Origin of the sequence: Nitrospira sp. (genome assembly GCA_016715825.1) — a bacterium.
GTDB lineage: Bacteria > Nitrospirota > Nitrospiria > Nitrospirales > Nitrospiraceae > Nitrospira_D.
This window is the reverse complement of record JADJXO010000010.1, coordinates 21957-44464: the sequence shown is the minus strand read 5'-3', so window position 1 is coordinate 44464 and position 22508 is coordinate 21957. Positions and strand designations below refer to the sequence as shown.

General features: G+C 54.6%; 16 protein-coding genes, 1 tRNA gene and 1 pseudogene. 15 read left to right on the top strand and 3 right to left on the bottom strand.

Annotated features, from left to right (window positions below):
* Positions 1-18 precede the first annotated feature (18 nt).
* Positions 19-1431, bottom strand: a complete 1413-nt coding sequence (locus tag IPM58_15755; GenBank protein ID MBK9308493.1) for a c-type cytochrome — start codon at positions 1429-1431, stop codon at positions 19-21.
* Between the two features lie 457 nt (positions 1432-1888).
* Here IPM58_15755 and ispH point away from each other — a divergent pair, with 457 nt between their 5' ends.
* Positions 1889-2851, top strand: coding sequence for a 4-hydroxy-3-methylbut-2-enyl diphosphate reductase (ispH, locus tag IPM58_15750; protein MBK9308492.1), 963 nt, complete (start codon positions 1889-1891; stop codon positions 2849-2851).
* A 237-nt stretch (positions 2852-3088) separates the two neighbouring features.
* Complete coding sequence (gene smc, locus IPM58_15745; protein ID MBK9308491.1) at positions 3089-6769, top strand: chromosome segregation protein SMC; 3681 nt, start codon at positions 3089-3091, stop codon at positions 6767-6769.
* Positions 6770-6875: 106 nt separating this feature from the next.
* On the opposite strand, the gene IPM58_15740 is transcribed toward smc, so the two are convergent.
* Both IPM58_15740 and IPM58_15735 read right to left on the bottom strand, forming a co-directional pair.
* Positions 6876-7499, bottom strand: a complete 624-nt coding sequence (locus tag IPM58_15740; GenBank protein ID MBK9308490.1) for a septal ring lytic transglycosylase RlpA family protein — start codon at positions 7497-7499, stop codon at positions 6876-6878.
* A gap of 189 nt (positions 7500-7688) precedes the next feature.
* The gene (locus IPM58_15735) at positions 7689-9302 is read right to left on the bottom strand and encodes a c-type cytochrome (protein MBK9308489.1); all 1614 of its coding nucleotides are present in this window, start codon (positions 9300-9302) and stop codon (positions 7689-7691) included.
* A gap of 741 nt (positions 9303-10043) precedes the next feature.
* Here IPM58_15735 and IPM58_15730 point away from each other — a divergent pair.
* From IPM58_15730 to IPM58_15670, 13 genes and pseudogenes are all read left to right on the top strand, one after another.
* Positions 10044-10511, top strand: coding sequence for a hypothetical protein (locus tag IPM58_15730; GenBank protein MBK9308488.1), 468 nt, complete (start codon positions 10044-10046; stop codon positions 10509-10511).
* Complete coding sequence (gene shc, locus IPM58_15725; protein MBK9308487.1) at positions 10409-12223, top strand: squalene--hopene cyclase; 1815 nt, start codon at positions 10409-10411, stop codon at positions 12221-12223. Before IPM58_15730 ends, shc begins: the two co-directional genes overlap by 103 nt.
* Positions 12224-12261: 38 nt before the next feature.
* On the top strand, positions 12262-13053 hold the full coding sequence (locus IPM58_15720) for a hypothetical protein (protein ID MBK9308486.1): 792 nt from the start codon (positions 12262-12264) through the stop codon (positions 13051-13053).
* Between the two features lie 2 nt (positions 13054-13055).
* Positions 13056-13823: an ABC transporter permease gene (locus IPM58_15715; protein MBK9308485.1), complete on the top strand. Its 768-nt coding sequence runs from the start codon at positions 13056-13058 to the stop codon at positions 13821-13823.
* 2 nt (positions 13824-13825) lie between these two features.
* Positions 13826-14584, top strand: a complete 759-nt coding sequence (locus IPM58_15710) for an ABC transporter ATP-binding protein (protein ID MBK9308484.1) — start codon at positions 13826-13828, stop codon at positions 14582-14584.
* Positions 14585-14596: 12 nt separating this feature from the next.
* Positions 14597-15040 carry an MCE family protein gene (locus tag IPM58_15705; protein MBK9308483.1) on the top strand — a complete coding sequence of 148 codons (444 nt, stop codon included), beginning with the start codon at positions 14597-14599 and terminating at the stop codon, positions 15038-15040.
* Positions 15041-15107: 67 nt separating this feature from the next.
* Positions 15108-15740, top strand: coding sequence for an ABC transporter substrate-binding protein (locus IPM58_15700; GenBank protein ID MBK9308482.1), 633 nt, complete (start codon positions 15108-15110; stop codon positions 15738-15740).
* A 29-nt stretch (positions 15741-15769) separates the two neighbouring features.
* Positions 15770-16966: a BamA/TamA family outer membrane protein gene (locus IPM58_15695; GenBank protein ID MBK9308481.1), complete on the top strand. Its 1197-nt coding sequence runs from the start codon at positions 15770-15772 to the stop codon at positions 16964-16966.
* Positions 16967-17183: 217 nt separating this feature from the next.
* Positions 17184-19130: a 1-deoxy-D-xylulose-5-phosphate synthase gene (locus IPM58_15690; protein MBK9308480.1), complete on the top strand. Its 1947-nt coding sequence runs from the start codon at positions 17184-17186 to the stop codon at positions 19128-19130.
* 52 nt (positions 19131-19182) lie between these two features.
* A pseudogene (ispG, locus tag IPM58_15685) lies at positions 19183-20244 on the top strand (flavodoxin-dependent (E)-4-hydroxy-3-methylbut-2-enyl-diphosphate synthase).
* A gap of 247 nt (positions 20245-20491) precedes the next feature.
* Positions 20492-21823 carry a DUF2029 domain-containing protein gene (locus IPM58_15680; GenBank protein MBK9308479.1) on the top strand — a complete coding sequence of 444 codons (1332 nt, stop codon included), beginning with the start codon at positions 20492-20494 and terminating at the stop codon, positions 21821-21823.
* Between the two features lie 124 nt (positions 21824-21947).
* Positions 21948-22022 (top strand) — tRNA-Cys (locus IPM58_15675).
* A gap of 102 nt (positions 22023-22124) precedes the next feature.
* Positions 22125-22448 carry a hypothetical protein gene (locus IPM58_15670; protein MBK9308478.1) on the top strand — a complete coding sequence of 108 codons (324 nt, stop codon included), beginning with the start codon at positions 22125-22127 and terminating at the stop codon, positions 22446-22448.
* Positions 22449-22508: the final 60 nt, after the last annotated feature.

The window sequence follows — 22508 nt, the reverse complement described above, 5'->3', positions numbered from 1 at the left end:
TGGACACACACACTTTCCTCACTCGTTATGAGCCAAACTCCTGATATAGCGAATCAGCTGCCAGACCTGCTCATCCGGCAACCCGGGAAAGGCCATCATGCCGGTCCCCGGCGACCCGTTCTTGATGATCCAAAACAGCTGCCCATCGGGTAAGGCTTTCATCATCGGGCCACAGGTAAAATTCCGTGGCGGCGGGACGAAGGCCGCCCCCATCACGCCCTTCCCATCGCCCAGCTCGCCGTGACACATCACGCAGGCGACCGGTTGCGCACCCTTCAGGAACAACTCTTTTCCGGCGTTGATGGAACCGGATGACGACGGCAGCGGATTCGCTTTAGTGAGGAAGTCTGCAGGAGCTTGAGCTGTCTTGCGTGGCTGTACACAGGTACTCCCTGCAAGGCTTTCGGTTGCCGCCTCGATATCCGGGACCCCTTTGAAGGTCACCTTCAAATAGGCGATGACATCCGCCACACCCTGCTGGCCGATTGTTAGGCCCCAGTAGGGCATGTTCGGCGACTTCCCGATCGCTACACCGCCGTGATTGATTACATTATAGAGATACTCCATCGGGAGTTTGTCGAACGGCATGTTGGCATGGATGGCGGGCTTGGGCTCCAGGCCCGAGGCCGCAGGGCCGTCGCCCTTACCGGTGAACCCGTGGCACTGCGCACAATATTCTTTGTAAACCACTTTCCCTCGCTCCGCGTCCGCCTTGCTGAACTCAGGACTCGTCCAGGGCTCGTAATACTGAAAGTCGGGCACCCCTTGAACCATCAGATAGCCGATCACGGCGCGCAGTTGCGCATCGGTCGCATCGGCCAGAAATTCTCCATTGTGGACGGTGAAGTCATGTGGGTTTTGCCCGAATTGGTATAGCCAATCCGGGTTGTACCGTTGCCCGGCCTTCTGTAAGGCGGCGCTTTGGGGGCCCCCAATGAGCTTTCCATTCTCCTCGATCGTGTGGCAGCCGAGGCAGGCATGCGCTTTATAGGCGACTGCCCCAAACGCCACGTCGAACTTCGTCACTTTTGAGAGGTCGAATGCACCCACCGTCACACGTGGATCTGTGTTGTGCTCGGCAAAGTAGTCGGCGATCGCGTTCGCTTCAGCGTCCGTCATTTTTGGGTGTTGCTTCGGGACGCTCGTCATATCCCACAGATACCCCTTCGCATACAGTGGGGCTTCCGTGCCGGTCAGCCATCGAATGAGCCATGACCGTTGATATTTGCTACCGGCCCAGATGAGGTCAGGCGCGTGAAGCTTAAATCTCGATCCAGCCTTCCCTTCTAACCGATGACATTGCACGCAGGTCTGTTGGATCAGTTCTTCCGCACGAGGCTGCTCACTTGCGTAGAGCCACGTCGGTGCAGACAGCACGCCGACCAGCGTCAACATTCCCACTCCAACGGCAACGCCCTTCTGCAGACTCATGACCACTCCTTTCGTTCTCATGCCGTGAGCCCATCGACCGTTCTCATGTTCCAAACCAGGGATGCGAATCGGTCATCTCGTGGTAGCTCGGCGTCGGCCCCGAATCTTTTACTGTTGTCCTGCTCTCTTTTGAGACCGTATAAGGAAAATGGATTCAGAATATTTTGCAACAAGCTTGAAGAGCCGGCCAAGCGCGTAAGGATCAAGCATATGGAACGCGTTTTAGAATCAAGGCAAAAGATTCCCGCCGAACGTCTCTTTAGAAAAGACGAGGCGAGAGTTGCTCCAGGGGATATCGTCCCCGGTGAAAGAATGAACAAAAGCCGAATCCGGCTTACGACCATAATCATCCCGTCAGGCAATTCTGTTGACGGACCCTATGGATCTGACGTATCGTGAGCGGTACCCCTGACATATACATCGTGTTCTAGCACTGAGCCAAGGAGCCGCGACTACTATGAAGATCTATCTCGCTAATCCCCGTGGTTTTTGTGCCGGTGTCGATCGGGCGATCGAAATCGTGGAGCTGTCGCTCAAGAAATATGGCGCCCCGATCTATGTGCGCCATGAAATCGTCCATAGCCGCCATGTCGTGAAGTCGCTCAGGCAAAAGGGCGCGGTTTTTGTGGAGGAATTGAACGAAGTCCCGGAAGGGTCAGTCGTTATCTTCAGTGCGCACGGGGTGGCTAAGTCAGTCTGGGAGGAGGCCAATCGTCGGCGCTTGCACGTGATCGATGCGACCTGCCCGCTGGTGATCAAAGTGCATAACGAGGTGAACCGCGATTATACGCAGGGGTATGAGCTGATCCTCATCGGGCATGCCGGGCACCCGGAGGTCATCGGGACGCTGGGCCAAGTTCCCGACAAGTTTCACCTGGTGTCGTCGGTCAGCGATGTAGAAAAGCTCCAAGTCGAGAGCACGGTCAATTTGTCGTATGTCACACAAACGACGCTGAGTGTCGATGAATGCCGAGATATCGTCGGTGCGCTGCATGAACGGTTTCCGAATATCAAGGGGCCCCATCAGGAAGATATCTGTTATGCAACGCAGAACCGGCAGAATGCAGTCAAAGAACTGTCTCGCCGTGTGGATGTCATTCTCGTCATCGGCTCGCCGAACAGCTCTAACTCCAATCGGTTGAGGGAATTAGGGGAACAGTGCGGCATCCCGTCCTATCTTATCGATTCAGCCGCGGACATCGATCCCGCCTGGCTCCAGGGAGCCAAAGCGGTCGGGATTGCTGCCGGTGCGTCGGCACCGGAAATTCTTGTGACCGAAGTGGTGGCATTCTTAAAAATGTCGGAATCGTCTGAGGTTGAAGAGCTCACAGTTATTGAGGAGGATGTCGAGTTTCTTCTCCCGAAGGAACTGGTCCAGATCGAATCTTCCAGGAACTCCGTTCCCACGATGGCTCGCTGATCCGGTGCGCGGGTCATACTCTCTCGAATTCGGGGCCATGACCGTAGTGGATATGGTCCCTTGTCCTCGTCAGGTCCACGTCTTTCCCCAAAGCACCCTATGAATTGTAGGGGTGCTATTGGATCTACCCTATGGGCTGTGTTTTGTTTTGATTTCTCAAAACCCCTGTGGTACAAGGGCCGGAAATTTTCTATTTCCTCATGAGGATCTTCTACGTGCCCAAGAATAGGTGAATGGATGCACTTGAAATCGCTGAATATGTTGGGTTTTAAGTCGTTCGCGGAGGCCAAGATTGAATTCCCGGAAGGAGTTACCGCGGTCGTGGGACCCAATGGAAGCGGGAAGAGCAATGTCGTTGATGCCATCCTATGGGTCTTGGGGGAGCAGAGCACCAAGACGCTCAGAAGTGAAAAGATGGAAGATGTCATTTTTAACGGCACGGAGGTCCGTAAGCCGTTGGGAATGGCTGAGGTCTCGCTGGTGATCGGTGGGTTGGATCAGGCGGCGATGAAGCTGGATGGCAACTCGGGGCTTCCGAATGAATTGACCGAAGTGCAGGAGTTGATGATTACCCGCCGCTTGTATCGCAATGGGGAGAGTGAGTATCTCATCAACAAGGTTCACTGCCGTCTGAAAGATATCCGCAGTCTGCTGCTCGATACCCGTGCTGGAAGTAAAGGACACACGGTGATTGCCCAGGGGCAGATTGATCAGATCTTGAACGCCTCGCCACAAGATCGGCGCGAGCTCATTGAAGAAACGGCGGGGATTATTCGTTACAAGAAGCAGAAAGCAGAGGCGTTGCGCAAACTCGAAACGACGCAGCAAAATCTCCTGCGTGTTCGAGACATCGTGGCTGAGGTCAAGAAGCAGCTTAATTCTTTGGAACGTCAGGCCCGCCAGGCGCGCACCTATCAGACCTTGCAAGGTGAAGCCCGTGAGATGGAAGTAACCTTGTTAACGAGAGAGTTTAGGGCACTGCGACAAACGTTGCAGGAGGTCGAAAGTGAGCTTTTGAGTCTGGATCAGCAAGAGTCTGAGAAAGCGGCTGAACAGGCCCGTTTGGCCACGGATCTCGAACAAGCGCGTCTCGAATCGATTGCCACGGCCGACTCCATTGGGAAGATCCGTGAGCAGCTGGCAGGGGTCGAACAACAGCAGGCGCAGGCTCTGACGGCGGCGGAGGTTGAGCGTAATCGGGGTCAGTTGTTCAGCCAACAGCAAGTCCAGGAGTCGGCTGAGCTGGAAGAGCTCGTCCGCTCGCAGGAACAAGTGGTCGGCACCCTCCAAGCCATTGAGTCGTCATTGGTTGGGCTTGAGGAGGAAGTCACGGTTCGAACCCAGGCACTCGAGGAGCTGGATCGTGACATGACGCGATTACGCGATCAGCGTGCTGCGGCAGTCGCAGAAGAGGAGCGAGGGCGAAAAGATGTGTTGCAACTGGCCGTGCTGGTCGCCAACACCGAGCAGAGTATCTCGCAGTTTGCGAAGCGGATAGAGGATTTCACTAACCGCGCAACCCGGTTGACTGCGGAGCGTGACGAGCTGCATGGCCAACGGGAGTCCTCGGTTGCTCGTCGGGATACCTTGCGCGAAGAGTACGGACAGGCTGACCGCCTGGTTGCGACGTTGCAAGCGGACCAACGTGCTGTGAAAGAAGAAGTGGCGCAAGCGATCGGGCTCGTCCAGTCGTTAGATCAGGTTATTTTGCGGCGTTCTGAAGAACTTGCCGGGCTTGAGTCACGCCTCGAGGCGTTGCAAAGCGTCGTCCAGGAGGAGATGGGGTACGGCCGGCAAGGAGCCACCCAAGGACCGGCCCTGAAGTCGTGTGAAGGAGTGCGGGAGGCCGTCGCCGAATGGTTGACGATTCCTTCTGGGATGGAGCGAGCAGTCGAAGCGGTCCTCGGGGAACGTGTCCGGGGGTGGTTTGTCGATGAACCGTCCGTGGGTCGGCGACTGGTCCGGTTTCTCCAGGAGGAGACGTTGGGGCGAGGCAGTTTTATCCCGCAGCAGCCACGCTGGGAAGGGAATCAGGCGTATGAGTGGTGGGCGGCCATTGCGTCAGAGCCGGGAGTTGTGGGGAGAGCGGTAGACCTGGTGCAGACTGATGCTGCCAGAACGGTGGCTCGCGACTCGCTGTTCGATCGAGTCGTGATCGTCCGCTCGTTGGACCACGCCATCGAGCTGTGGGAACGCCACGCCTGGAGTGCTCCGAACGGTCCAATTCTGGCGACTCTGGACGGTGAAGTGGTGGACGCGTCCGGTATCGTGACGGGTGGGCACGTGGAAGGCACGCCCGGTTTGCTGGAGCGGCGGCGGGAGGTGCTCGATCTTGAAACTAAACGACAAACCCTCGTCGTAGAACTTGATCAGAATAAGCAACAGCGGGATGTCGTGCAGGCCCAGATTCAAGAGTTGACCGAGCGAGACCGCCAGCTTGGTGATTCGTTGCGCGAGGCCGAAATGCAAAACCTGTCGTTGCGTAAAGACCAAGAAAAACTCCAGCACGTACTGGACGATCTTGATCACAGACTCAACGCGGTGGAGGCCGAGATCCAGGAAGGTCGGACTGAGCGTGAGCACTTGGAACAAGAATCTCAGTCGGTCCAAGCCCAATTGAGTCAGTGGATCGCAGAAAAAACCGGCCAAGACACGTTGCTATCGAGGGTACGCGAGGGACTTGGCCTGCTTGATCAAAATCTGCGGGCGCATCAGGATCGTGTCACGGAAGCGAGGTTAGCCGCCGAGGGGTTGCGCGCGAAGCGCGAGCATGAGCAACTGAATCGGGCTCGGGTGACGCTTCAGATTCAAGAAACGGAAGATCGGCGACGGGTTTTGGGGGAACATCTCGACAGCCTGAAAGGCCTGATCGAGCAGAGCCACGATGAGCAGACTCGTCAAGAAACGCTGTGTCGAGAACTCGGTGAGGCGGCAGGGCAAGTCAAGGGCGAATTGGTTGCCGCCCAAGAGCGACAAGCACAACAGATGACGAACAGCCGGGCAATGGAAGGCCATCTCGAGGAAGCACGGCGAGGGATGTCCGCGATTCGTGATGCGCGCATGACGGTCGAGGTCCGGCGTGCGGAGATTCGTACGCAGTTGGGTACGGTCGAAAGCACCTTGGCAGGAACCTATCAACTGGATCCGTCGACGTTGATCGAGGTGTCTTCGGCGGCGAGCGAGCCGGCCCTAGAGTCCGAAGCTGCCGTCGATCAAGAGATGGTTGAACGATCTGATACTGAGTTGAAAGAGCAGTTGCAGAAACTCCGTGATCGGCTTGATCGTATGGGGCCGATTAATTTGGCCGCGATCAGTGAGCACCAGGAACTGGAGGAGCGCCACACGTTCCTCTCCGCTCAAGAACAAGATTTATCCAATTCGATCAGCTCGCTCAAGGAGATCATTCAGAGGATTCATCGGACGACGAAAGAAATGTTCGCGGCGACCTATGATGAACTGCAGCGCAAGTTTACCGAAGTGTTCGGTCAGTTCTTCCCTGGTGGGCGTGCGGAGTTGCAGTTGGTCGAGGAACCTCCGTCGGAAAACGGTGAGTCCTCCGGCAGTGACGAACCGGGCATTGAAATCGTCGCGCAACCACCTGGGAAACGGCTGAAAAGCATTACCATGCTATCGGGCGGCGAAAAGACACTCACGGCGATGGCGCTGCTCTTTGCCAGTTTTCTCATCAGACCGACACCGTTCTGTCTATTGGATGAAATCGATGCGCCGCTCGACGAGGAAAACATCGGGCGATTTACGGCGGTGCTGAAGGATCTGGCTCAGAATGCCCAGTTCCTCGTCATCACTCATAACAAGCGAACGATGAGCATTGCGGATTCCCTGTTCGGCGTCACGATGGAAGAACCGGGTGTTTCCAAGCTTGTGTCTGTGAGACTCGGGGATCTGCAACCGGCCTAGCGGATTAGTCGAACCTAATCTATCACGTACCTGTCCTCCCTGCTTGATGCCAGGAGGGAGTAGTGGGTCCTCTGATTCTGGCTCGATGGGTGGGGTACCCTCTCCTTTATGCTTCTTCGAGCTGAATCGTCTCGATCTGCACCTTGGCGACGCCTTGGTCGGCAAATCCTAGTTGCTCGGCAGCACCCCGACTCAAGTCGATGATCCTTTTCCCGGAATCTGGGTTGTGCCGGCTGGGGAAGGGGCCACGATCATTCACTCGCACGATAATCGACCGTCCGTTTTCTAGATTCGTCACCTGGACGTGAATCGGAAGCGGTAGATATTTATGAGCCGCCGTTAGCGCACTGGGGTTGAACAGCTCGCCGTTGGCCGTCATATGCCCACCTTTCTGCCGCCTGGTTTCTTCCCCATACCATGATGCCAGACCCACCTCCTTATAGATTCGTGCGCTCGCGAGTGTCATCGGCACATAATGATGGCCGTTGACCGTGTACGGTGCGGCTTTGACTCGCCCGAGACGAATCGCCTCTTTGACCGGGAGCCCATCGATAGTCTGGATATCGTCGCTCATCAAGGGGTACTCCAAAGGAGCACGAACGACCTCAAAGGTGAACTTGCCGATTCGATACGCGAGTTTGGTCGTCCCCTTCGTAAATTGATAGGCTCCTTTGACCACCCATATCGTGCCTTTAACCGTCTTTTTGGCGACCCGATAGGTCGTCTTCATTGCGGAGAAGGTTGTCTTGATCGCGGAATAGGTGGTTTCGATGACTGAACAGGAGGCAAGGGCCAGAAAAGTTGGGAGGAGGAGAAAAGAAGGGGCGAACACATTCGTTCGACCCTTCCCATGACGATTCTCCAAGAATGACGCACGCGGATGCACGGACTTCATTTTTTGCGCACCGTCGTCGGAGGATTACATCTTCATCCCACCCATCATGTGCATATCATGTCCTGACTCCTGCAGGTAGTCGGGAGGTGGGGGCATGATTTCCTGTTCCTGATTCAATTGATCCACTTGTTGCGTCACGAACTCGATATCGTTCCAGTCGGCCGCATCGGTTTCCGGAATCCACCGAGCCCGCAAGTATCCGAAGCGGTCGAATAGGAACTCCATATGCTTTGGTACCGTTGCCGGACCCATCAGATCGGGATGAGAGATCGTCCTGCGAAACAGCGAATATGTGCGGGCGATCTCGGCTGCCTCCTTTTCAATCAAGGGGAAGGGGATGTCCTTCCCAAGATCGGCGATCTGCTGCGCGGTGAGCTCCGTCAGTGGTACAGCTAACACCTCGGCCTTGTGGTCTCGTAACGCCGGGTAGGTCAGCCGGAGTTGATCGAGTCGCTCACGTGAGTCCGGCCACGAAAACAGGACGAGGAGGACGGCTTTTTCCCCACGGAAGTCTTTCAATCTGCCGGTGGTTCCGTCATGCGTGGTATAGGAGAAGCCCGGAGGTGCAAGAAATGGTTGGTTGGGCAGGATCCGAGTAGTCATGATGCGCGATTGATAGCCCCGGTTAGTGGCATGAATGAGATTGACGAGATCCCAGCGTTCTTTGTCTGAAAATTTTTCACCCCATGCAGGCATGCCCGTTCCAGGAACGCCATTGGTGAGCCAGTGGAAGAAATCACCTGGAGTATGCATGGTCGCGTGAGGTTCCGTAAGTAAATCGATCGGTTTTTTCGGTAAAGTTTTGGCCAAAATGCCGTCACCTTTCGCTTGGTGTCCATGGCAGGGGACACAGTTTTCGGCGAAGATGGTCATGGCGTGAGCGACGGATTCCGACTTAAACGGGACCGGGGTATCACGGTAGGTTTCTGGATAGGCCTTAATAGACAGGGCGTATGCCCCAACGGCGAGGCCCAACATTACAAGCACGGTCGGTAGGCCAAACCGCCAGCTCGATCGCCCGCCCTTCATGAGAGTACGCAATGCGATGGCTCCTGCTACGATGAACAGAGTAATCGCAACCCATACGCCGATCACGGCGTCCAGCATGGCCATACCCCATGTGTTCATGATGGAGAAGCGGAAGGGATATGGCCAGGTGTAGATGACTGCGTGATTTGGCGGGTGCTCGTTTGCCACTACGTGTCCTGCCCATACCAGCGCAAGGGTAAAGACCGCCTCGATGATGACCCAGATTCGGAGTGTGCGTTTCACGGCTGCAGCTGATTCCGTAGGCATCATGAGCGCTGGTAGCGAGACGAAGTGAATGCGCAACGCAATGGCGAGAAGCAGACAGACAATTACCACTTTCCCTACGAGGAACCAACCGGAGGTTGTCACGAACACAGCCGCATAGTTCTTGTCGATCAAGGGATGCGCCGCCTTCAAACCCGTGACAAAACCCGTGGCTAAAACCAGCAACCCCACGATGGATAGCCACTTCAGGGTCTGGACTCCGAACCCTTTGGTCCCTTCCGGGGAACGTCTCCCTGTAGAGGCGAAGACGATGGCAAGAAAAGCGAGCAACACTCCGACCCAGAGGATTGCCAGAGTGGGGTGGACGGAGCTAGATGTCATCATGTTAAAGCAACCTCCTCAGTAACAATTTACCGCCGGGACACATGCAGCGATTGCTGAGATGAGCATGTGTCCCGGCATAACCCATCACCGAAATTCATCTGAAGATACGAACGTGATACTAGAAGTGTATCGAACAGCCTATTACTTTCTGATGGGGAGGTGATCGCTGTGGCTCGCTCACAACTGGTTCTCCTAATGATCTACAGGGGCGATTTCAAGGCAAGTTGCGTCGGTCGCATAGCCTTCTGTCTAACACCATTGGCTGGTCTTATACCAGTATCTTGTTTGGAAGGGCTACCCGGTGTTGCCAGCCAATGGTAGACCCAAATGAACGGATGGATGACCCACTGGCTCCTGCAAGAGGAATTGTCAATGAACTATGCATCTCGCTCATATTGTGGGGCTTAATCGCACTCGTTCTCTTCCTCATAAGATAACCACTTCTCTATCCAAATCCAATTGAAGCTCCCGCCTATGGTTTGAAAGGGATAGTCCTGTCGTGATGTATCACGACAGGAAGTCCGTACTCCGGACTCAGAGGGTGTCTTCACTCTCAGGTACCCGAAAATACATATGTACATCAGGCACTTCCCGTCCACCTTGCTTGACTCGGTTTTAGGTGTCTGTTATATAGAGCTGTGCTGTGTAGAAGCATGTTGTGTAGAACCATAGTAAGGGAGACCTTCTATAGATGTCGGTCTTTCGCCTGCCGCAGTTATTTCTTTTGAGTCCTAACTATTCATGAACATCATCAAGGCGATTTTCAGCCGCCTCTCCGATAGTCTTCTTGCGAACGCGCGCGGGGGATTCGATCCTGCGAGGGAGTACACCGCGATGGCGTCGCTTCGGTTGGTCTCCGAAAAACCAGTGGCTCTACCGGTATTAGATTCTTCGACGGCTCGCAGGCCAAGCGGGCATACGGTCAGCCAACCTGATGCGGTCGATGATGCGATCAGGCGGAGTCAGTCGTGGTTCTTCAGCAGGCAGCATCCTGAGGGGTACTGGGTTGCCGAACTGGAGGCGGATACGACGCTGACCTCCGAGTATTTGATGCTGCGCCGATTCCTCGATCGCGTGGATCCTGAACGGGAGCAGAAAGCCGTCCTATACCTCAAGTCGACGCAATTACCCGACGGGGCTGGCCGATCTATTACGGCGGCCCGGCCGAAATCAGCGCCTCGGTCAAGGCTTATTTTGCACTCAAGTTGAGCGGCGTCTCAGCGGATGAACCGTTCATGGTTCGAGCCAAAGAGCGAATCTTGGCGATGGGTGGGGTGCTGCAAGCCAACGTGTTTACAAAAATCACGCTGGCGTTGTTCGATCAGTATGATTGGGAAGGCGTCCCGCACATGCCCGTTGAAATCATGCTGCTCCCGAAGAAGTTCTACTTCAGTCTCTATGCGATCTCGTATTGGTCTCGGGCGGTCTTGATTCCCTTACTGATCGTCTTTGCCCATAGACCGGTTTGCCAGATCCCTCGCGAACAAGGCATCGATGAGTTATACCCCATCCCTCGTGGGGAAGTTCGGTATTGGAAGTATCCTCCTTTCAACAAGGATCAGGCCTGGCTCACACCGCACAACTTCTTTGTGGCGCTGGATGCCATGTTGAAGTTGTATGACCGGATGCCCATGCGGGTCTTACGGGAAAAGGCACTCCATAAGGCTGCGGCCTGGATGTTGGATCACATCAAGGGGTCAGGCGGGCTCGGTGCAATCTATCCGGCGATGGCGAACTCCATCATGGCGCTCGAGTGTCTTGGATACGATGCGGACGATCCCTTGGTCGTCAAGGCGCTGCGTGAAATCGAAGAGTTGGAAGTCTATGATTCCGTGATGATCGACGGGGAGATGCTTCCCACGCTTCACCTACAGCCGTGTTTTTCTCCTATCTGGGATACGGCGTTACTGACGAATGCGCTGGTCGAGGCGGGAGTTGCGCAAGATCATCCTGCTCTCCAAAAGGCTGGTCGCTATTTGGTGTCTCGGCAAACAAAGACGGTGGGTGACTGGGTCATCTCTTCGCCGCATGCGGAACCAGGTGGCTGGTACTTCCAGTTCGAGAATGAGCTCTATCCCGATGTGGATGACTCTGCGGTCGTCATTATGGCCTTGTCCAAACTGAAGATCCCCGGTCAAGAGTCAGAGGTCAACGACTCCATTGGTCGCGGAATGCGATGGGTGCTGGCCATGCAGGGTTCCGATGGAGGCTGGGGCGCATACGATAAAGACAATAACCGTGTGGTCTTCAACTATATCCCGTTCGCCGATCATAAGGCGTTGTTGGACCCTAGCACCGCAGACTTAGCCGGACGCTGTTTGGAGATGCTTGGTGCGCTTGGGTACGACAGGACGCATCCATCTGCTGGGCCGGCGCTGGCCTTCCTGAGAAAGGAGCAAGAAGAAGATGGCAGCTGGTATGGGCGGTGGGGCGTTAACTACATTTATGGTACATGGTCAGTTCTGGCAGGGCTACGAGCAATCGGGGAAGATCTGTCGGCACCCTATATTCGTCGGGCCGTATCCTGGCTGGAGTCACGACAGAATGCTGACGGTGGCTGGGGTGAGTCCTGTCTTTCATACAAGGATACGCAGCATCAAGGACGAGGAGAAAGCACGCCCTCGCAAACCGCATGGGCGTTGATGGCCCTCATGTCGGCCGGCGCAATCGATTCGTTGAGTGTGGCGCGTGGGGTGCAGTTCCTGCTTCGGCACCAGAAGAATGACGGATCGTGGGAGGAGATTATGCACACCGGTACGGGATTCCCACGAGTGTTTTATCTTCGGTACCACTGGTATTGCCAGTATTTCCCGTTGTGGGCTCTGGCGATGTGTCGCAATCTTCGCTCTCGAGGGAAGATGCGGGCCGATGAACTGCGTCATCACATTCCAGAGACCGCTTCATATCGGTCCGAGCATTGACCTCTCCTGGTTCTCTTCCCTTGCTCCCTTCAGGGGGTGTGCTGCCTAAACGTACCGTCATTTTTGCCGCCACCCCGTGGGAAATGAAGGCCGTTCAGGCTGCGTTTCCACCCGGGGTGGAGCGATGCCATGCCGGTATCTCAGTTCACGTGCACTCGGTCGGAGCTGGAGAATACTGGCTGGCTCAAACAGGTATGGGTTTGGAGAAAGCGAGGCGAAGTGCCAACCAACTGCTCGTCGAACAACCCATTGACCTTGTGGTATCAACCGGATTTGCTTGTGCACTCATCGAAGCCAACATTGGGGCGCTGTTAGTGGGACTCGAAGTCGTGCAGAAAACTGAGCAAGGTTCAAAGTCTGTCCAAACACCGTCTTTAGCAGTACGGGGAAATGAACGGAACCTTGCGGTGGCCGTTATTAAAACAATGGTGCCACCGGAGCGCATCGGACGGTTTGTCTCCACGGATCGTGTGATCGGCAGTGCCAAGGAAAAACGTGAGTTTGCAAAGAGTACTGCGGCGATCGGTCTTGATATGGAGAGTGCGGCGTTGGCTGCCGAGGCCGGCCGGGCACGCGTCCCGTTCATCGTGATTCGATCTGTGTCGGATCGTCTCGACGAAGATCTCCCGCTTGACTTCAATTTATTTCTTAATCCCACTGGCTGGGTCAAGGGTGTTGTCGCTATCTTAACGACTCCGTCAAGCCTCTTGGGGCTAGGCCGCCTTCGTCGCCAGAGTACCATTGCGGCACAGGCGTTGACGAATTTTTTCCGGCAGTACGTTGCAACCATGACAATCGAAACACAACGGCAAGAACTTTCATTGATGTGACTATGGCGCTGCTTGAATCCATGGGCCGTTGGGCCCTCACCTACATCAGCGAAATGGGTCGGATGCTGATCTTTGTCGCATCCTCCTTTGCGTGGTTGGCACGTCCGCCGTTACGATTCAGTCAGATCGTCAAGCAGCTCCACTTCATCGGATACAAGTCGACGTTTGTTGTCGTATTGACCGCAGCCTTTACCGGAATGGTTTTGGCGCTGCAGGGTTACTACACGCTCAGAAAGTTCGGATCGGAAGGGTTGTTAGGTTCCGCGGTCGCACTCAGTATGATTCGTGAACTGGGGCCAGTATTAGCTGCGCTCATGGTGACGGCTCGAGCCGGTTCGGCTATGACGGCGGAGATCGGGATTATGCGGATTACAGAACAGATTGATGCGCTCGATACCATGGCCATCAACCCTCTCCAATACCTGATCGCTCCGAAACTCGTCGCAGGTTTAATCGGGGTTCCGTTGCTCGTCGCGATCTTCGATGTAGTGGGAATCTATGGCGGGCACCTGGTAGGGGTCGACTTGCTGGGAGTGAACGCCGGCTCGTATTGGAACTCCATCGAGTCTGCGGTGGAATGGAAAGATGTCTACGGCGGCATCCTCAAGTCCATCAGTTTCGGGCTGATTATCAGCTGGGTTTGTTGTTATAAAGGGTTCTATACCAGGATGAGTGCCGAGGGTCTCGGCACTGCCACGACCGAGGCCGTCGTGTTGTCGTCGGTCGTGATTCTCGTCTGGGACTATTTTTTAACGTCGGTTCTGTTGTAGCCATGTTGAAGCTCGTCGGTGTGACGAAGACGCTCGGGGGGCAACCTGTGTTGCGAGGGGTCGATCTGACCGTTCCTCAAGGGAAGCTCACGACGATCATCGGTCGAAGCGGAGAAGGGAAGAGCGTCTTGCTGAAACACATGATCGGCTTGTTTCAGCCGGACTCCGGAGAAGTCTGGGTGGATGGAGTCGAGATCTCGCGACTCCGCGGCCAGGCCCTCAACGAAGTCCGGAAACGGTTTGCGATGTTGTTTCAGGGGGCGGCGTTATTCGATTCGTTGACGGTCTTTGAAAATGTCGCGTTTCCCCTCCGGGAAAAACTTCGCATGAAGGGCGAAGAGGTGACTCACCGGGTGGAAGAGAAGCTTGAACAGGTTGGATTGGCGGGTATGGGGCACAAGTTTCCCGCTGAACTGAGCGGGGGTATGCGCAAGCGCGCCGGTCTGGCTCGCGCGTTGGTGATGCAACCGGAAATCATCCTCTTTGATGAACCGACAACCGGTCTCGATCCGCTGATGGCTAAGTCGATCCATGACCTTATCACGGGTATGCAGCGGAAGTTCGGGTTTACTGCTGTGATGGTGAGCCATGAAATTCCCGAGATCTTCGGCATTTCCGATTATGTGGCAATGTTGAAGCAGGGGAAGATTGCAGCGATGGCCGCGCCATTCGAGTTTCAACGAACACCGGATCCGGAAATCAGAGAATTCATCTCGGTGGGTGGGACACTGCCGCTGACCAGCGCGGTTCCCGCAAGGTAGAGGAGTCCCAAGATGGACAAGGGCAAACTGGAATTGGTCGTTGGCGTGTTTGTCTTGGTAGGAATCGTCTCCCTCGGGTATCTCTCCATCAAGCTCGGCAAATTGGAAATTATCGGCGGAGATCTCTACGAAGTGGATGCGCTGTTTAATTCAGCCTCGGGCTTGAAGTCTGGAGCGACGATAGAAATAGCCGGTGTGGAGGTCGGTCGTGTGAAGGGTATCAATCTCAAAGGCGATCGGGCGGTCGTAAGGCTGGCGGTTCAAAAGGGAACCTCGTTGTATACCGATACCATCGCGTCGATTAAGACTCGAGGGATCATCGGAGAGAAATTTCTTGCGCTTTCACCTGGTGGCGGCGGCGATCCTCTGAAACCGGGAGATACCATCCGTGATACCGAATCAGGCCTTGATCTCGAGGAGCTGGTGAGTCAATACGTCCACGGAAAAGTCAATTAACGCAGGCTGACCGGTCTGTCAGCTGAATGGGTGGGAATTCAGCAGAGGGGATGGTGTAATGATGATCATGCGCATTCTTGAGAACCTACGGACCGGTATCCGCCGGAGAACAATCGTGCTCCTGACAATGAGCATAGTTGGGTTGTCGAGTGTCCCAGGTTACGCGGGCCCTCCCACGGAAGCCATGAAAACGACCATTGACGAAGTGCTTCGTATTGTTCGCGATCAAGACCTCAAGCATAAAGACAAAGCGGATGAGCGTCGGCAATTGCTTGAAAGAGTGGTGGAGGCTCGATTTGACTATGCGGAAATGTCTCGACGGGCCCTGGGCGCTCCGTGGAATCAACTGACCGATCAACAGAAGCACGAATTCGTCGATTTGTTTCGAACGGTACTGACAAATTCGTACGCGGACAAGATTGAAACCTACTCAGGTGAAGGGGTGCAATATCTGAACGAACGTACAGAGAAGGAATATGCGGAAGTGCGGACCAAAGTCCTCTCAGGGAAAACGGAGATTCCGCTCGACTATCGGTTGATTAATAGAGCAGAAGACTGGCGGGTCTACGATGTCGTTGTGGATAATATCAGCTTGGTGAATAATTATCGCGGACAGTTTACGAAAATTCTTCGAGCTTCCTCGTATTCAGATCTCGTTGATCAGCTCCGTAAGAAATCGGACAAGCTCAAGGCGCCATAACGTTGGTTTGTGAGACCACGAGAACGTGTATGCGTAGCCTTGCCCTCAGTCTGACAGTTCTCTTGCTTGGGAGCTTGTGCCCATTCTCCCCAAATCCTGCCCGTGCCGAGGTAAAGTTTTTCCCGATTCCTGCCATCAGCACAAGTAAAAACGACGGTAACGATATTGGGATGATCGTCCCGGCGCTCATCACAGGACCGGACGGGGACCTCAAATATTTGGTTGCGCCGATGGTGGTCTACAACTCGATCGTCGGCACTCGTGGGACCGTCAACCTATTCCGTTACGAACCAGGCGGCAAAGAACTCCGAGGCATTGCCTCTTGGACGGAGCGGATCGAGCGGAAATTCCTCATCAGTTATGTCGACCCAGGTTTTAGTAATGGGCGATACAGCATCGGATTCAGCGCGATGCACTTTAAGAACGCGACCGTGCGATTTTTCGGACTTGGTCCGACAACCGTCAAAGAGCAGGAGACCAACTATACGGCCTCCGAGACGAGGTTGAACTGGAAGTTCGGCATCTATGCAAATGAGGTTACGCAGATTGCAGTCAGTCAGCGATTGCGGCACATGCAATCGATCCAGGAGGGAGGCACGGAGCTTCCGTTCACGGGAGAGGTCTTCCCCTCGGCTCCTGGCTCGGACGGGTCGACGGTGCTCGGTCAACGGGTAAGTTTTCATTATGACACTCGAAACAATTTAGTGACGCCGACCGATGGGACGGCGATCACCGCCTACGCCGAGCTAAACTACAACTTCAAGAATGCTGCGGATCCGTGGTATTCGAGATATGGACTTGAGGTGAAGCGGATGTTCGCCAGCGAGTCCAAGCGAGCTATCCTGGTCGTGCGTGGAGAACTGCAGGCCACGCTGGGATCGGACGTTCCCTTCTATGAACAAAGCTCGTTGGGGGGACAAAACAATCTACGTGGCTTCGGTGTGGACCGCTATATCGATAAGCAATTGATTGCGTTCAGCATCGAGGAACGAATTCACATCTTACGGACGCGTCTCGCCGGGGTCATGGCGGACTTCGAGATCGCGCCTTTTATCGATACCGGCCAAGTGTTCAACTCTTTTAAGAATGTGAGCTTCAGAGACTACCGTATTACGCCGGGCATCGGATTTCGGGGAATCATCCGGCCTAACGTCGTGGGACGAATCGACTACGGATTCAGCAAGGAAGGTGGAGCCATCTTTGCGGGGCTTGATTTTCCTTACTAGCGCAACCATCAAGTCTCTATATGGTTGCTTGACATCGCCTCTTCTTGGGGCGTCCGTCTTAGTTAAGTTTAACCGCAAAGATCTTTGGTAAGTACTTGACATCATACGATTCCTGTGTGAGACTCCCCTCAAATTAAGCGCCTCTGTGGGGCGAGGTCCGTTCGCGAATATTGTTGACGTATGCGCCAACGGAAGAAGAAAGAAGGAGACCAAATCCATGTCCATTCTCAAGACGATCCATAGTCCGGCTGATCTGAAGCGGTTGTCTCCTGATCGTTTTCCGGTGTTGTGCCAGGAGATTCGCGAGCAGATTATCGGAGCGGTTTCGAACGTCGGGGGACATCTGGCCTCGAATTTGGGTGTGGTCGAACTCACCGTCGCTTTACAGTATCTCCTGGATACACCGAACGACAAGATCGTTTGGGATACAAGCAACCAGTCCTACACGCATAAACTTCTCACCGGTCGGCGAGAGCAATTTCATACTTTGCGGCAGTACGGCGGACTGAGTGGGTTTTGTAAGCGGGAAGAGAGTGAGTACGATACGTTCAATGCGGGACATGCCGGTACCGGTGTGTCGGCCGCCTTCGGCATGGTGGAGGCTCGTGAGCAGTTGAAGCAGAAGAACAAGGTCGTCTGCGTCGTGGGTGACGGTGCCATGACGGCGGGGATGACGCTCGAAGGACTGCATCATGCAGGAGGACTCGGAAAAGACTTTCTCGTGATCTTGAACGACAACCAGATGTCGATCTCGAAAAACGTCGGTGCTATTTCTGCGTATCTCAGTCGAACGATCACAGGGGAGTTCTACGGAAAGATGCGGGAAGAGACCGGGCAGTTGTTAGGCAAGATTCCCCACATTGGCTCTGATATGCAAAAACTCGCTCGCCGAGCCGAGGAACTCGCCAAAGGTGTGATTCTGCCGGGCTTGCTCTTTGAGGAATTGGGTTTCCAATACAGTGGTCCGATCGACGGTCACAACTTTGAACATCTGCTACCGACGCTTGAGAATGTGTTGAAGATGAAGGGGCCCGTCTTGCTTCACGTCATCACTAAAAAGGGGCTTGGCTACGAACCGGCTATGAAGAATCCTGTGTGGTTCCATGCCTGCCCTCCGTTTGTTTTGGAGACAGGTGCACCGGCGAAGAAGGCCGCACGTCCCTCCTACACGGCGATCGCCATGGATGCGCTGGTCAAATTGGCTCGCGAGGATAAGCGCGTCGTGGCCATTACGGCGGCCATGTGCGAAGGTACGGGGCTGACGGCTTTTGAAAAGGAATTCCCGGACCGGTTGTACGACGTCGGCATTGCCGAGCAGCATGCCGTGACGTTTGCAGCAGGGCTAGCAGCGCAGGGGATGAAGCCGGTGGTTGTGATGTACGCGACGTTTCTCCAACGGGCCTACGACCAGGTCGTGCACGATGTCGCCACACAGAATCTTCCCGTGACATTCTGCATTGACCGTGGAGGGCTTGTTGCCGAGGACGGAACAACCCATCATGGCGCGTTTGACTATGCCTATCTGCGTCACGTTCCCAATATGGTCGTGATGGCCCCCAAAGATGAAAACGAACTTCAGCATATGATGAAAACCTGTCTGGAATTTAACGGACCGATTTCCGTGCGGTATCCACGTGGGGTGAGCCTTGGCGTAAAGATGGATCCGGTTCCCCAGGCGCTCCCGATTGGCAAGGGCGAGCTCCTGAACCCAGGAACAGATGTTGCGATTATCGCGATCGGTGTCTCTGTATGGCAGGCCGTCGAGGCAGCTAAGCGGTTGGAGAAGGAAGGGGTCTCCACGGCTGTGGTGAATGGACGATTCGTGAAACCGCTTGATCAAGATCTGATCGTGGATGTAGCCCGGCAAGCGCGATATGTCGTGACAGTAGAGGAAGGTTGCAAGATCGGCGGATTTGGCTCGGCAGTATTGGAAGCCCTTTCGGACGCCGGAGTGACGGACGTCAAGACCAAGGTCCTGGGCTTGCCCGATTGGTACATCGAGCAGGGACCTCAAGATCTCTTACGTGAGCGATACGGGTTAACCGCCGAGGGCATTTATCAAAGCGTGAAGGAACTGATCGGCAACGCGCCGGTGGAAAAATCACAATTCACAGGCGCCACACTCGGCAGCCATCTCCCTCATGGCGACGAACAGGGTAGCTGACGTGCGTCATGCGTGAAGCGCCGTTCGTGAAGCGTCAGTAGCGAAAGACCACATGCATATTGCGAGAAGAAAAACTCGGCAGATTCACGTTGGTAACGTAAAAATCGGCGGCGGTGCTTCCGTCTCCGTGCAGTCGATGTGTTCGACGGACACCCGTGATGTTGCTGCGACCGTTGCGCAGATTCACCAGCTTGAAGCCGCCGGCTGCGAACTCATTCGTGTGGCGGTTCCAGATGATGAGGCTGCGCAAGTGCTTCCGCAAATTAAAGCGGCTATGACGGTGCCGCTGATCGCCGATATCCACTTCGATCATCGATTGGCTTTAAAGGCCGCGCAGGTTGTGGATTGTGTCCGTATCAACCCCGGCAATATCGGGGCTTGGTGGAAAGTGGAAGAAGTGATCAAGGCCGTGAATGAACGCGGTATTCCCCTTCGAGTTGGTGTGAACGGAGGGTCTCTCGAGCGTCATTTGCTGGAGAAGTATGGGTGGCCTTCCCCTGAGGCACTGGCAGAGTCGGCACTCAATGCTGTCCATGCGTTGGAAGACGTTGGTTTTACCAATATGAAAGTGTCGCTAAAAGCCTCGGACGTACATCATGCCATCGATGCATATTGGCTCTTCGCCCATCAGTCGGATTATCCGCTGCATATTGGAATCACGGAAGCCGGGACGACTATGACAGGGGCGGTGAAGTCTTCGATCGGCCTTGGGTACTTGCTTTCACAGGGTATCGGAGATACGTTGCGTGTGTCGTTGGCCGCCGATCCTGTCGACGAAGTCAAAGTCGGCTTTGAAATTTTAAAGTCGCTCGAATTGCGTCATCGGGGGATTAATGTCATTGCCTGCCCGACCTGCGGGCGCGTCGAAATCGATGTCGTCCGTATGGCGAATGAGTTAGAGAAGAAACTCGGCCATATCAAGACTCCGTTGAATGTGTCAGTGCTTGGATGTGTTGTGAATGGAATCGGGGAAGGGAAAGAGGCGGATATCGGGATCGCCGGCGGCGAAGGGAAAGGCATCCTGTTTAAGAAGGGGAAGCTGGTTCGGAAGGTTCCGATGGATGAATTGATGGACACGTTGATCGAAGAAGTTGAACTCCTCGCCAAGGAAAAGGAAGCCGAAGGGAGCGGTGATGCTGGTGCCCCCGTCCCTTCAACTGGATGGGAATCGTTGGTACCTCAGTCGGAGCATCCTTCAACACTCGGGAAAGAGATTCCAGTATTGCCTCACCGATAAGCGTGCCTGGAGTAACGCCGTTCAACTCGCTCCATCCACTAAATCGTTCTTGCTAAAGAAGTGATTGACGCACTCTTGGCGCGTCATGTATGGGTGCAGTCTCGCAATGGATTCGAACTCCTTCATGCAACAGCTTCACTCCTTCGTGCGGTCGACGTTAGTCGTACGAGTGGTACAGGTCGGACTTGTCGCGGCCGCGGTCGTGCACGGCTACATTATTTCCTTTGGTCGATCCTTTCACTTTCGTGACATCGATATCCACCGTGAGATTGGGAGGCGTTTTCTCTCCGGCGAATATTTGTATGCCAACGATTACTGCTATATGTATTTGCCGACCACAGGCATCTATTTTGCCCCCTTGCTGGCGCTCGATAGAAATCCCAGTCTGGCGTTACGCTACGCGGCGGCAGTGGTCTGTTTGGTGGTCACGATCGTTCTGTTCCAACGTATGATCGTTGGCTTGTCGGACTCGAATAGGTGGGGAGGGCTGTGGGTCGGCATAGGCGCCGGAGCATTGACCCTGCAATTTATGTTGAATGATCTCGACGATGGTGGGCCGCATCTTATGCTGCTCGGCATTCTTGCGGGAGGTCTTTACGCGATATGGGTGGGTAGAGAATGGCTGGGTGCAGCGCTGGTTGGACTTGGCATCGTTCTTAAAGTTACGCCGGCTCTTTTTGTGCTGCTGTTCCTATGGAAGCGGCAGTGGCGGGTTGCTCTGTATACGGTCGCTGCTACACTGCTCTGGATCGTGCTCCCTGTTCTGTACATGGGCCCCACTGGATGGTGGGACCATCATGCAGAATGGACAAGAAACGCGGTGCTCTCCGTGCTCGATCGACAGGTAGAAGGACGGCAAGAGAACGAACTGCAAAAGGCCAATCTCTCACTCCGCCACACCATGCTTCGATATCTTATCACCTACCCACCGACTCATCGGCTGCGGCAAGTCGATCCTGGCTACCAGCCGGTCCTCGATCTTCCGTCGCCGGTTGCCAATGGAATCGTCGGCGTTGCAGCAGTTTCCCTGTTCGGTCTATTTGCATGGTACAGTCGGCGGCCATTTCAAGGGCCTGGAGATTCCCACTGGGCGCAAGACTGTGCCGCAACCTTCATTTTAGCGTTGCTATTTTCTCCCATTACCTGGGATCAGCATCTAGTCTGGATGATCCCGGCGGCCTGTGTTGTCGTCACGGCTGCTACGCAGATGAACGGCGGATTGAGCCGTGTCGGGTATGGGATGTTGGCCGTTTATATTGTGTTAGCTATTGTCTTGAACTATGAGGTCGTGGGTTCCGCAAGATGGGAAGCGCTGAAGAGTTACCACCACCTTGGCATCGCCATGGTGATTCTGTACGCACTGCTCCTGAGTACGACGCGTGGTGGCAGGAGTTCTCCAAATCTCTATTCGAATAAGATACTTCGTGCGGCATCTCGTGTGGTTGGTCAAGTCTAGGATACGTAACGCAGGATTTCTGCGCCCTCAAAGGCTCTTCACAAAAAAAGTGTTGTTCAATTGGTAGTTGTGCGGTCTTGTATTGAGTTCCAGGAAAAGAAGCGACTATAATGCCGCCCTCCGAGGCGCCGTACCCAAGTGGTAAGGGAGCAGTCTGCAAAACTGCGATGCAGCGGTTCGAACCCGCTCGGCGCCTCCATACAGAGCTCGCTCGACCCGGAGCCTCTATGATTGTTCATGGCGACGGGATAAGGCACCGCCAGTAGCCTAACCCACGTACATTTCATGAGTTCAGGGGCAGATGGCAACGAAGGTATCAACCGCAGTAAGAGAGCGTTGGGAGCACAGATTCCCTGGTCTCACAGGAAGATGGACTCATTGGAAGGTAACAGGGGATGGCGCGATTTTGGCGGTTGTTGAAGGATCACGGCTAACGGATGCTCTGGATTTGATCGAAAAACACTATGGACAGTTTTCATCGATTAAAGCATCTCGTGCAACCGTGAATGAAAATTCTGAATTAACCGACGAAGAAGATCATTTTTCTGAAATTTCGAATTTCATAAAAGACGAAAAGATCATGAGTCAGGAGACAATGAGGACAATTCAGGAAACTGATTACTAGGATGCCTTTAGAAGTTGATCAAATTGACGAGTCCCGTGCTTGATGTTAGAATCTGCCACA

Coding starts and splice junctions, on each gene's coding strand:
- IPM58_15755 (MBK9308493.1), bottom strand. CDS start 1,431: ATGAGTCTGCAGAAGGGCGTTGCCGTTGGAGTGGGAATGTTGACGCTG.
- smc (MBK9308491.1), top strand. CDS start 3,089: ATGCACTTGAAATCGCTGAATATGTTGGGTTTTAAGTCGTTCGCGGAG.
- IPM58_15695 (MBK9308481.1), top strand. CDS start 15,770: ATGCGTAGCCTTGCCCTCAGTCTGACAGTTCTCTTGCTTGGGAGCTTG.
- IPM58_15700 (MBK9308482.1), top strand. CDS start 15,108: ATGCGCATTCTTGAGAACCTACGGACCGGTATCCGCCGGAGAACAATC.
- IPM58_15670 (MBK9308478.1), top strand. CDS start 22,125: ATGGCAACGAAGGTATCAACCGCAGTAAGAGAGCGTTGGGAGCACAGA.
- ispH (MBK9308492.1), top strand. CDS start 1,889: ATGAAGATCTATCTCGCTAATCCCCGTGGTTTTTGTGCCGGTGTCGAT.
- IPM58_15705 (MBK9308483.1), top strand. CDS start 14,597: ATGGACAAGGGCAAACTGGAATTGGTCGTTGGCGTGTTTGTCTTGGTA.
- IPM58_15690 (MBK9308480.1), top strand. CDS start 17,184: ATGTCCATTCTCAAGACGATCCATAGTCCGGCTGATCTGAAGCGGTTG.
- IPM58_15735 (MBK9308489.1), bottom strand. CDS start 9,302: ATGATGACATCTAGCTCCGTCCACCCCACTCTGGCAATCCTCTGGGTC.
- IPM58_15710 (MBK9308484.1), top strand. CDS start 13,826: ATGTTGAAGCTCGTCGGTGTGACGAAGACGCTCGGGGGGCAACCTGTG.
- IPM58_15740 (MBK9308490.1), bottom strand. CDS start 7,499: ATGAAGACGACCTATCGGGTCGCCAAAAAGACGGTTAAAGGCACGATA.
- IPM58_15680 (MBK9308479.1), top strand. CDS start 20,492: ATGCAACAGCTTCACTCCTTCGTGCGGTCGACGTTAGTCGTACGAGTG.
- IPM58_15730 (MBK9308488.1), top strand. CDS start 10,044: ATGAACATCATCAAGGCGATTTTCAGCCGCCTCTCCGATAGTCTTCTT.
- IPM58_15715 (MBK9308485.1), top strand. CDS start 13,056: ATGGCGCTGCTTGAATCCATGGGCCGTTGGGCCCTCACCTACATCAGC.